Genomic DNA, 7,556 nt, shown 5'->3' with positions numbered 1-7,556 from the left:
CCACCTTGGATGATGCAAGAGCAACATCTTTTTGTAGGTATTTACACGTCTCAAGAAATGCAAATTATTTTGAGACAGTTCCTAAATACAATTTTCAGAAATTATTTTATTACAGTGCCATAGCATATAGCACTCTGTACGAAAAGGTGATTTTGTCAATATCCCGCTCCCCCCTGCCGCCGCTGTTCCCGCCTCGGTTCCCTCACCTGCATTGCGGTGTTAAACCTGATGCCTTCATCTCAGGAACGCTCATGCGGGAAATGCGGCCCGGTTTCTGAAATGGCGCCTCCGAAAAGGAGGAGGGCCGCCGGGTTCAGAGTCCTCTAATCATCCTGCTGGGAGACTGTTCCGGAAAAGGTCTCGTCTTTCCCCTGGAGAATTCTGTTCAGGGTATCCATGTATTCCTGCCGGGCCACTCTCAGCTCCAGCTCTTCCTTGCCCTCGTTTTCCAGCTTTATGGTGCGCCGGATGTCCTCATAACGGCCGCGAATGATCCGCACCGTAAGCCCGTAGGCCTCCTTGCAGCCCCTAACCTCCTGCGCCGCATCCTTGCGGTTCAGGAGATAGTATTCCATGCGGGCTTCGTTGACGCTGAGGTGATTGGCCCCGCCGGCGTAATTATGATCCTCGTCCTGAGCCCTGTCATCCTCCCAGCCGCATACGGGACAGATCTCGTAGGCTCCATATTCCAAAAAGTCATGTCTGCCGCATACCGGACACCGATGCTTCATTACGGTACCTCCTTCGCTAACCCTTTGCTGTTTTTTGCTGCCTGCTCTTTGCCATCTGCAATTTGCCGCCTTCAGTTTCGCTGCCTTCTTAAAAAACTGTCACCTTTGCCGATGCGTTTACTATATTACCCTGTTAACAGACTCCGTTTTATGGGCCGCTTCATACTTCACGAGCAAAAAAACCGCAGATCTCCGAAGAAACCTGCGGCTCTGTGATCAGGACGTAAATCCCGGCTTAGAAGTTGTACTGGAGTCCGATGGAGAGAGCATCGTGATCACGGGCTCTGTCTGTCCGGATTACATTGGCCTTGTCAACACTGACCAGATCCACATGGCCGACGCCGAACTTGGCGGTGGCAATGGCCTTGAGCTGCTCATTAAAGGCATAGATGGCTTCCAGAGTGAGCTGGGAAACATCGGCCACCTTGGAATCATAGGTATTTACCTGATAGCCCAGCATGGTGGACAAGCCGAAATCAAAGCCGTAACCGGCCACAACCTCATAGGAGTTGGCATGCTTCATATCCTTGGCATCGGTAAACTGGTAACCGAAAGCGCCGTAGAAGCCGTCGCCGGCATTGCCCAGAGAAAGACCGAGGCCAAAGCTCTGCACGTCATCCGGGTTTTTGCCGGTAAGTTCGTAATAATCATAGCCAAGACGCAGGGAAACCGGCAGAGTCTCTCCGTAGGTGTAGCCGGCGGAAACGGCCACGCCGCCCTCAACGCCCTTCAGACCGGCAGTCTGGTAAGACAGATTGAACATGAAGCCGTTGGTGTCCAGATTATAGACGATCTGACCTTCCTGACGCTCGCTGTCGGCATCGCCGTGCTCCAGATGATAAGCGGCAAAACCTAATTCCTCATAAACGTCGGTTACGCTGAGCACGTTGTACATGGCGGATTCCAGCTGACCGAACACCAGAGAGCCGTAGGTGTCATGGCCGAAGCCCACATAAGCGTAACGGGTATCAAACTTGCCGTTGCTTGAGGTTTCGGCGGCAATCTGCCACTCGCCGAAGCCCTTGGCATAAAAGCCGGCGCCGATGGGAGCCCGGGCATCAACATTCAGACGGGCCACGCCGCTGAGACCGGTGCGGCAGTCGCCATAGAAGGTATTGCCGTCGGCATCGGTGGCGCTTCTGTGGCAGCGGTTGCCGTATGAATCATCCTCGACATCAGAAAAAACGGAATTGTAGTTCGCCTGCAGACGGCCGCCGATAGCCAGAGAGGTGCCATCCTTGTCATAAACGGTGGCAGCACTGGCGGAACCGCAGGCCAGAATAACAGCAGCAGCAAGAATTTTCTTTAACATTGTCATTTTCCTTCAATAGTATTTCTTCATAATAATGGGCCGCAAAGGCGGCATCCGCTGTACGAAATCAGGGCCTTATGGTTGTGTTTTGTTAGCCTCTGCTAAAACGGACGAATACATACTATCAAAAACGAGAGAGAGATCAAGCATTTTTTGCAAAAATAATAATTAATTTTACCGGAGGCGCAGTAATTACGTAATAAAGTTTCGTCATGGTGCTTAAAAAAGAACGTCATGAGGCATTCCGGCACCAAAACGGATCTATTTTGAAAGAAAGTTAAAAAACGTTTTCAAAGAAATGAAAATTTTATACTAAAACCCCGTGAAAAAATCCCGGATCCGGCCCCGGGATCCCCCGGAGGCACAGCGCTGAAAAAAAGAGAAATTTGGCGAGCAGGAATCAGAGACTGTTTTCAGAAGCGGCGACAGCGGCAAATGAAAGAAGGATGCCGGAAAAATCAGGCATCCCGGGGAAATGGGCAGCGGGGAATGAACGGGTAAGTTTAGCGAAGGAGATGGAGAAGATGGAGGAGATAATGGCGAACAGGCCCGGGGACATGGAAAAATCCCCGGGATCCCGTTTTTTCCCCTAAAGCTGCCTTAAAAGCTCATCTGCGGCCGCGGGATCCCGCAGGACAGGAAGTTCTCCCGCCTGAATGCGGGCCCGGATTTCCTCCGCGGCCTTCAGGGCTGCGTTCCTGCCCTGCCGAAGCTGCTCCGGATTAAGCTCCCGGGCTCCCTGAAAGCTGATAACGGCGCCACGGGATCCGGTTCCGGTCAGAGCCGCCGTCCTCGGAAAATAAAGCCCCCGATCAAAGGAGATCCACTCCCTGACCTGATACTCCAGACTGCCGGAATAGCCCGGAGCCCTGAAAACGCAGCGGGAAAGCAGGGGATAATCTCCCTCCTCCCGGAATTCCGCGGGATCGCATTCGGAGGCTCTCCGGCCGGTATAGAAGTCTAAGAGATAGAGCCAGGGAAGACCGAACACAAAGCCCCCGGCGCCGGATCCCCTGTCTGCCCTTTCCCGGAACAGGATGACGGGATCCTCCGCCTGAAAGCCCTGCTCCTGAACCTTGCGGCCCCGGGCATCCATTGTCCGCCCCTGAAAGGTGTAAATTCCCGTTTCCGGATACAGAAAAAGCCGGGAAACCGTGCCGTACTGCGGCAAGCCTGCGGGATCCTCGCCCCGGAGACCGCTTTCGGCATAGCGGGAGAGCTCATGGCCGGTACGGAATTCCAGCATGGAAAACTCCGGAAGATGCACGGCATTCACCTCAAAAACCGGGAGACAGGAGGCCTTTCCGGAAAGAGTGTCATAAAACTCCTTTATCCGGCCGCAGGGCATGAGGGAACTGTCCCAGTGTCCGGCCCCGGGGAGGATCTCCATAAAGGCCTGATACCCGGCGTTCTGAGCCCGGAGCTCCCGCTTTTCGCTAAGGGGAGTTTCCCGGGCAATGTAGGCCGCTGCCGCGTAGCCGCAGCCGGAAAGGAGCGCGAGAGAGCTCAGGGCTGTCAGGCTTAACGTCAGGGAAGCCAGTCTCCGCCTGACTCCGTTCCCTCTCTCCCCCGGAACTGCGGTTCTCCGGGACTTTTCTGCTGCCATATTATGAGAGCCCCAGGGAGGCGGCGTATTCATTAAGCTCCCGGAGCTCCTCGGACAGCGCCGAGGACAGCACCGGGAACCGCCGGTAGGCCCGGGAATCGGCGCTGTCCCCTTCCACGTGAAAGCCCGTGGCCAGGCGTTCCCGCTTCCACTGATTCCGGGTATAGAGCCGGTAATAGCGCCGCACCGCATCCAAAAGGTTCTGTCTGGTCATTTTTGCCGCAAAGTCCGAGCGCAGAAGCTCCTGAAAAACCTCTGCCGGGGCCAGATGGTTAACCTGGGAAAGCCTTCTGATTTCATCAAGGAGAGGATAAGGCATGAGATCCTTCTCATCGGTCTGCTCCACCGGCCGGAGCTCCGCCGTGGGAGCCTGAGCCACGATGGCCGCCATGGCCGGAATGGTCAGTCTCGCAAAATCAAAGACCGTGTTGTCCTGGAGCGGCATGCCCTGCTCCATGAGGTAGCGGTTGATTTTCAGAATGCGGGACTTGCTGATGCCGCCGATGGGAGAAATCACCCCGGAGGTGTCTCCGTCCATGGTGCAGTAGCCCACCGAGGCCTCGGAAAGGTTCGAGGTGGCGATAAGGAGCTTGTTGAAGCGATTGGCCAGAAGCCAGATGCCCGGAGAGCGCACCCGGGCCTGAATATTCTGCAGGGCCAGATCGTCCTTTTCCCAGGAAAGAGGGTTATCCGGGGTCAGGGAATCGCTGAGGCGGATATACTCCCTGACCAGAGCGGAAATCGACCAGCTGTGATGCCAGGCCCCGATTTCCTCCGCAAGGCCCCGGGCGGCATTGAAGGTAACGTCTCCGGAATAGTCCGAGCCCTGATACAGGGTAATAAGAACCTGGGGCATGACCTCCTTTCGGATGTATTCCAAAGGCAGGACAGCAGCATCCCGCGGGGCGATTCTGATGCCTGAGGAGGCCAGAGTCTTAAGGAACCTTTCCTCGCCCAGAGTGGCCAGGGCCTGCACCATCCCGAAATACACCATGGCGGCGCAAAGAGCGGAATCCGCCCCGCCGGAGAGGCTCAGGGCAAAGCCGCCGGTATGAGTTTTGCGCATCCAGTCCCAGAGTCCCAGAGCCACCACCCGGGCCGAGGCCTCCAGATCATTTTCCGGCAGCAGCGGAGCTTCGGGAGAAAGCGGCCGGGAGAGATCCTCCGGACGGAAGCGGAGATCGGTAAAAAGCACTCCGGCACCGCAGGAATCCTGCACGCTGAGGAGCATGCCGGACTGCTCCCTGATAAGCCGGTTTGTCCGGAGGTCGCAGTTGGCAAGAAGAATTTTCCAGGGGGCGAAGCTCAGCCGATCGCTCATGCCCACCAGACGCCCGCCCGAGGCAATGAGCATGTCGCCGTCATACACGGCCCGGCCGGATTCGCAGCCCAGAAGGTTGGTGTAGACATAAACCGCGCCGAAGGCCCGGGAGCCGTCGGTCACAAAGGTAACTCTTTCCCGCTGCTTTCCGATGGCAAAATGGGAGGCCGAAGGATTGAGAATAACGTCGGTAAGTCTCCGGCACAGGGATCGCCCCGGTCGGTTGGCCACCCAGGAGTCCTCGCAGATCTCAAAGCCGATGCGCACGCCTTCGATGACAAAGACCAGATCCCCCACGCTGACCTGTTCCCCGGCAAAGTCCATGGTGACCACCTCGCCGTGCTGCCAGGGGGTAAACCAGCGGGGCTCGTAGTGAATGCCGGCGCGGGCCAGATGCTGCTTAAGGGCAATGCCCAGCACCCGGTCATGAGTCAGGAGAGCCACGGCGTTGTAAAGCTGGCCTCCGGGGATCAGAAACGGAAAACCCACCGCAAGATAGGTGTCCGGCTCCACCTCCCGGGACAGCTTCTTAACCTCTGCGGGGATCTTTTCCATTACGGAGGACACGTAGAACATATCCTCAAGGCCGTAGCCGGTAATGCCCAGCTCGGGAGTGACCACAAGATCGGCTCCCTGTCTTACCGCCTCTCTGTAGGCCTCCAGAATAAGCCCCGTGTTTTCTGAAACTGCCAGGGGAGTCGTATTGATGCTGGCTGCTGCCACCGTAAGAGTCTTCCGCATTGCTGTCTTCCTGTAATCCTGAAATAACCTGCCTTAATTATAGAACTTTATGCCGGCGGGGGAACGGATTTTCCGGGGGGAACGGCAGGATGGCAAAAAGGGAGAACAAAAAGAGCCGGATCCTGCAAAGCCCGCAAAATCCGGCTCTCTTCGCCCTTATTACAGCTTCGCTCTCACATTCCCCGCGCCTGTTCCTGAAAACCCGGCGGGCTGAGATGCGGCTTAAGCTGCCATTCCTTCAGCTATTACTCCTGCTGCTCTTCCGGTTCATCTCCGGCAAAAACGGCTGCAATCATGTCTCCGGTGCGTTCAATGCCGGGGATGACGTAATCAAGAAGGCGCTTCCGGATCTCCTCCTGCTGATCCGGCACCGGAAGGGACAATAGCCTGATAATCTTACGATCCCTTATCACAGCGTCACTGTGAATAAAACTATTGCGGAGATCCTGAACAAACAGCCAGACTTCGTCAAACAGCTTCAGGCTGATAAAAGACAGCGCTCTGTAATAATTATCATTTTGCTCTTCAGTGCTTATGATCTCTTTCAAATTGAAATTCTTGTTTTTCAATTTCTGGAGCTTCTGATTAAAAGAACCCGCAAATTTTATAAAACGGGGATCGCTGCCGCCGCCAAACACAATAAGATCCTTTCTGATCTCAATCTCCCCGCGAGCCGCCATCCGGGACAGGGAGGTCTTCACCAACTCCGCAAGAGAGCTGCAGGCCTGATAACAGCATAAAAAGGCCTCCATGAATCTGCCGTTCCTGAGATAGGTCACCGCCTTCCCGGTCATAACCCGGTAATAGCCCCGGTCATCCAGCGCGTCATTTACCCAGGTAAAGCCCAGAAACATCTTCTCGTCCACGGTTTTCAGCACCGGATCGTTTATGCCTTCCCAGAGCCTGCTCACCGCCGGAGCCAGGAATTCCGCGCTGGCCTTGAACATGGAAAGGTTATCCAGAATGACGCCGTTTCTGAAGTTGATGTAGTTCTCATAATCCCGCTTTCGGAGCTCGACTTTAATGAGGGGCTCCAGGAAGATGATATTGCCGGCGGAGATATACTGGTTGACGGCTGCGGAGTATTCCAGAAGCTTGGTGAGATTGCGCATGTCATAGACGTGCCCGGAAAGGTGCTTTTCCTGAGGAGCGTCTTTCAGAATCTCTTCGATTTTCTGCCGGGCTTCATGGAATGCGGCTTCGTCCGGAAGCTGACTCCTCTTAAGGCCGTTCAGCTCATTGAACCCCCGCTCCATGGGCGCCTCGCCGTAGAACACATGACAGATTTCGTTATGATTCAGGGCCTGGAGGTACAAAAAGGCGCAGAGACTGATAACGGGGATAATGCGATAGCTGTGGGTGATGTCAAAGGAGATCTGATCCCCGGGGTTAACATTGCTGGTAATGACCCTGACAATCTCCCTTTGGGTCTCCGGCTCATGAATGGCATCGCTGGTGGCGGCAAACACGATTTCCAGTCCCAGAAGATCCCGGACGTCCCCGAAAAAGGCATTAACCGAAGCGATGTGGCTGTCGTCAATACAGCCCCTCTTATTGGCAGGGTCATCAATATGGGCGGACATCTTTTCCCGGAGTTCCCGGAAGGCCTGAAGACGATCCGGAGACTTATCTGCCAGCGGGGCCAGAAATTCCGCTTCCAGAGATTCCAGCACCCGGCGCCAGTTACTGGTGCGGGTGCCGGCAATCACCAGTCTGGCAAGGGGTTTTTCCTCCTGATCGGGGTTGCCCCTGAGAAGCTTTCTGGCCAGGGAAACGCCGATAGCCGAGGTATTCTCCGTATCGAAATCATGGATATCCCGATGGAAGGGATCCGTGTACAGATAG

Annotated in this window: 6 protein-coding genes; 1 reads left to right on the top strand and 5 read right to left on the bottom strand. The window is 55.4% G+C overall.

The window, feature by feature from the left end:
• Positions 1 to 278: hypothetical protein (locus ACJROR_RS13715; RefSeq protein ID WP_406547594.1), on the top strand; the 278-nt coding region annotated here is incomplete at its 5' end.
• A gap of 45 nt (positions 279 to 323) precedes the next feature.
• Here the strand turns inward: ACJROR_RS13715 and ACJROR_RS13710 are convergent.
• The 5 genes from ACJROR_RS13710 to ACJROR_RS13690 all read right to left on the bottom strand — a co-directional run.
• Complete coding sequence (locus ACJROR_RS13710; RefSeq protein ID WP_406547593.1) at positions 324 to 731, bottom strand: CPCC family cysteine-rich protein; 408 nt, start codon at positions 729 to 731, stop codon at positions 324 to 326.
• A gap of 235 nt (positions 732 to 966) precedes the next feature.
• Positions 967 to 2,043: a porin gene (locus ACJROR_RS13705; protein ID WP_406547592.1), complete on the bottom strand. Its 1,077-nt coding sequence runs from the start codon at positions 2,041 to 2,043 to the stop codon at positions 967 to 969.
• A 589-nt stretch (positions 2,044 to 2,632) separates the two neighbouring features.
• Positions 2,633 to 3,649, bottom strand: coding sequence for a hypothetical protein (locus tag ACJROR_RS13700; protein ID WP_406547591.1), 1,017 nt, complete (start codon positions 3,647 to 3,649; stop codon positions 2,633 to 2,635).
• A gap of 1 nt (position 3,650) precedes the next feature.
• Complete coding sequence (gene nadE / locus ACJROR_RS13695) at positions 3,651 to 5,711, bottom strand: NAD(+) synthase (protein WP_406547590.1); 2,061 nt, start codon at positions 5,709 to 5,711, stop codon at positions 3,651 to 3,653.
• Positions 5,712 to 5,956: 245 nt separating this feature from the next.
• The coding region (locus ACJROR_RS13690) for a CRISPR-associated DxTHG motif protein (protein WP_406547589.1) at positions 5,957 to 7,556 on the bottom strand (1,600 nt) is incomplete at its 5' end.

The sequence above is a fragment of the Succinimonas sp. genome, assembly GCF_045225735.1.
Classification (GTDB): Bacteria; Pseudomonadota; Gammaproteobacteria; order Enterobacterales; family Succinivibrionaceae; genus Succinimonas.
Note: the sequence above shows the minus strand (reverse complement) of the source record. Positions and strands in the feature narration are given on the sequence as shown.

Excerpts from the sequence above, each read along its gene's own strand:
- ACJROR_RS13710 (WP_406547593.1), bottom strand. The coding sequence starts at position 731 with ATGAAGCATCGGTGTCCGGTATGCGGCAGACATGACTTTTTGGAATAT.
- ACJROR_RS13705 (WP_406547592.1), bottom strand. The coding sequence starts at position 2,043 with ATGTTAAAGAAAATTCTTGCTGCTGCTGTTATTCTGGCCTGCGGTTCC.
- ACJROR_RS13700 (WP_406547591.1), bottom strand. The coding sequence starts at position 3,649 with ATGGCAGCAGAAAAGTCCCGGAGAACCGCAGTTCCGGGGGAGAGAGGG.
- nadE (WP_406547590.1), bottom strand. The coding sequence starts at position 5,711 with ATGCGGAAGACTCTTACGGTGGCAGCAGCCAGCATCAATACGACTCCC.